General features: G+C 70.9%; 3 protein-coding genes. 1 reads left to right on the top strand and 2 read right to left on the bottom strand.

The genetic code is table 11. The annotated features are described in order from the left end of the window. Positions 1-11: 11 nt before the first annotated feature. Both B351_RS0104030 and rpsU read right to left on the bottom strand, forming a co-directional pair. On the bottom strand, positions 12-458 hold the full coding sequence (locus tag B351_RS0104030) for a GatB/YqeY domain-containing protein (RefSeq protein WP_019397770.1): 447 nt from the start codon (positions 456-458) through the stop codon (positions 12-14). Between the two features lie 155 nt (positions 459-613). After that, a complete protein-coding gene (rpsU, locus tag B351_RS0104025; protein WP_013533886.1) occupies positions 614-829 on the bottom strand; it encodes a 30S ribosomal protein S21 in 216 nt (71 codons plus the stop codon). A gap of 132 nt (positions 830-961) precedes the next feature. Here rpsU and tsaD point away from each other — a divergent pair, with 132 nt between their 5' ends. Then, positions 962-1,996, top strand: coding sequence for a tRNA (adenosine(37)-N6)-threonylcarbamoyltransferase complex transferase subunit TsaD (gene tsaD / locus B351_RS0104020; RefSeq protein ID WP_019397769.1), 1,035 nt, complete (start codon positions 962-964; stop codon positions 1,994-1,996). Positions 1,997-2,120 lie beyond the last annotated feature (124 nt).

The raw sequence follows: 2,120 nt of genomic DNA, 5'->3' as shown, positions 1-2,120 counted from the left end.
GGGGGGAGGGATCAGCCGGCGAGGCGGCGCTTGACCAGGGCCGAGACCTGGCCCATGTCGGCCTGGCCGGCCAGCTGCGGCTTGAGCACGCCCATCAGCTTGCCCATGTCGGCCGGGCCGGCGGCGCCGGTCTGGGCGATGGCGGCGTCGATCGCCGCCAGGATCGCGGCCTCGTCCAGCTTGGCCGGCAGGTAGCGTTCGATCACCGCGATCTCGTTGCGCTCGACCGCGGCCAGGTCCTCGCGGCCGGCGGCCTCGTACTGGGACACCGAGTCGCGGCGCTGCTTGACCATCTTGTCCAGCACGCCGACCACCGCGGCATCGTCCAGCTGGATGCGCTCGTCGACTTCCTTCTGCTTGATCGCGGCGTTGATCAGCCGGATCACGGCCAGGGTTTCCTTGTCGCCGCCCTTCATGGCGGCCTTCATGTCGTCGGTCAGACGCTGCTTGAGGCTCATCGCACACCTTCCAAGGTCGCTAAATCAAAGCCGGACGGCCGCCCGGGGCGGTGCCGCGGCGAACACAAAAAGCCGGCCACGCGACGGCGTGCCGGCTTCGGTGCCCTGTACACCATGCGCCCGCGCACGGGCGGCATGGCGTCAGCAGCGCAGGCTCAGTACAGGCGCTGGCGCTTGGTGACGTCGCGCGACATGCGACGCAGCTGGCGCTTCACCGCGGCAGCAGCCTTGCGCTTGCGCTCCTGGGTCGGCTTCTCGTAGTACTCGCGCTTGCGGGTTTCGGCCAGGACACCGGCCTTCTCGCAGGTGCGCTTGAAGCGACGCAGCGCAAACTCGAAGGGCTCGTTCTCGCGGACTTTGACGCTGGGCATGGAATCTCCGGGACACAAAATACCGGGTCGCGCCCGGTGAGCCGCGTATGATAGCCACCTCGCCGGCCGCGCTGCAAGTGCGCCGGTGCAGGCCGCGCCGCGGCCGCCCCCTTTCCCCCCGGAACTCCCCCCATGCGTGTCCTTGGCATCGAAACCTCCTGCGACGAAACCGGCGTGGCCGTGTACGACACCGCCCCCGGCGCAGGCCTGCTCGCCCATGCGGTCTACAGCCAGATCGCCCTGCACGCTGAATACGGCGGCGTGGTGCCGGAACTGGCCAGCCGCGACCACGTGCGCAAGCTGCTGCCGCTGGTGCGCCAGACCCTGGCCGAGGCCGGGCTGGCCCCGGCCGACCTGGACGGGGTGGCGTACACCGCCGGCCCCGGCCTGGTCGGCGCCCTGCTGGTCGGCGCCGGCACCGCGCGGGCCCTGGCCTGGGCGCTGGACGTGCCGGCGGTGGCGGTGCACCACATGGAAGGCCACCTGCTGGCGCCGTTGATGGAGGACAACCCGCCGGCTCCGCCGTTCGTGGCCCTGCTGGTCTCCGGTGGCCATACCCAGCTGGTGGCGGTGGAGGCGATCGGCCGCTACCGCCTGCTCGGCGAGACCCTGGACGATGCCGCCGGCGAGGCCTTCGACAAGACCGCCAAGCTGATGGGCCTGCCGTACCCGGGCGGCCCGCAGCTGGCCGCGCTGGCCGAACGCGGCACGCCGGGTGCGTTCCGCTTCGCCCGGCCGATGACCGACCGCCCGGGACTGGATTTCTCCTTCAGCGGGCTGAAGACCCAGGTGCTGCTGGCCTGGCAGCAGTCCGACCAGTCGGAGCAGACCCGCGCCGACATCGCCCGCGGCTTCGAGGACGCGGTGGTCGACACCCTGGCGATCAAGTGCGGGCGCGCGCTGGACGCGGCCGGCAGCGACACCCTGGTGATCGCCGGCGGCGTCGGCGCCAACAAGCGCCTGCGCGCCAGGCTGCAGGAGATGTGCGCCCGGCGCGGCGGCCGCGCCTGCTTCCCGCGCCCGTCGCTGTGCACCGACAACGGCGCGATGATCGCCTTTGCCGGCGCGCTGCGCCTGGAGGCCGGCCAGCACGAGGACACGTCGGTGCGGGTCACGCCGCGATGGGACATGGCGACGCTGCCGCCGTTGGCGGCAGCGTCGCCGTGATTGGTGATTGGTAATTCGTGATTCAAAGGCGCAAAGCGAAGCGGCCGGCGCTGGCGTCGCGGCGACGACTGTTACCATCCCACGAATCACGAATCACGAATCACGAATCACGAATCACGAATCA

The organism is Pseudoxanthomonas sp. GW2 (genome assembly GCF_000283075.1).
GTDB lineage: Bacteria > Pseudomonadota > Gammaproteobacteria > Xanthomonadales > Xanthomonadaceae > Pseudoxanthomonas.
The sequence above is the reverse complement of the archived record's forward strand: the minus strand, read 5'-3'. Positions and strand labels throughout refer to the sequence as shown.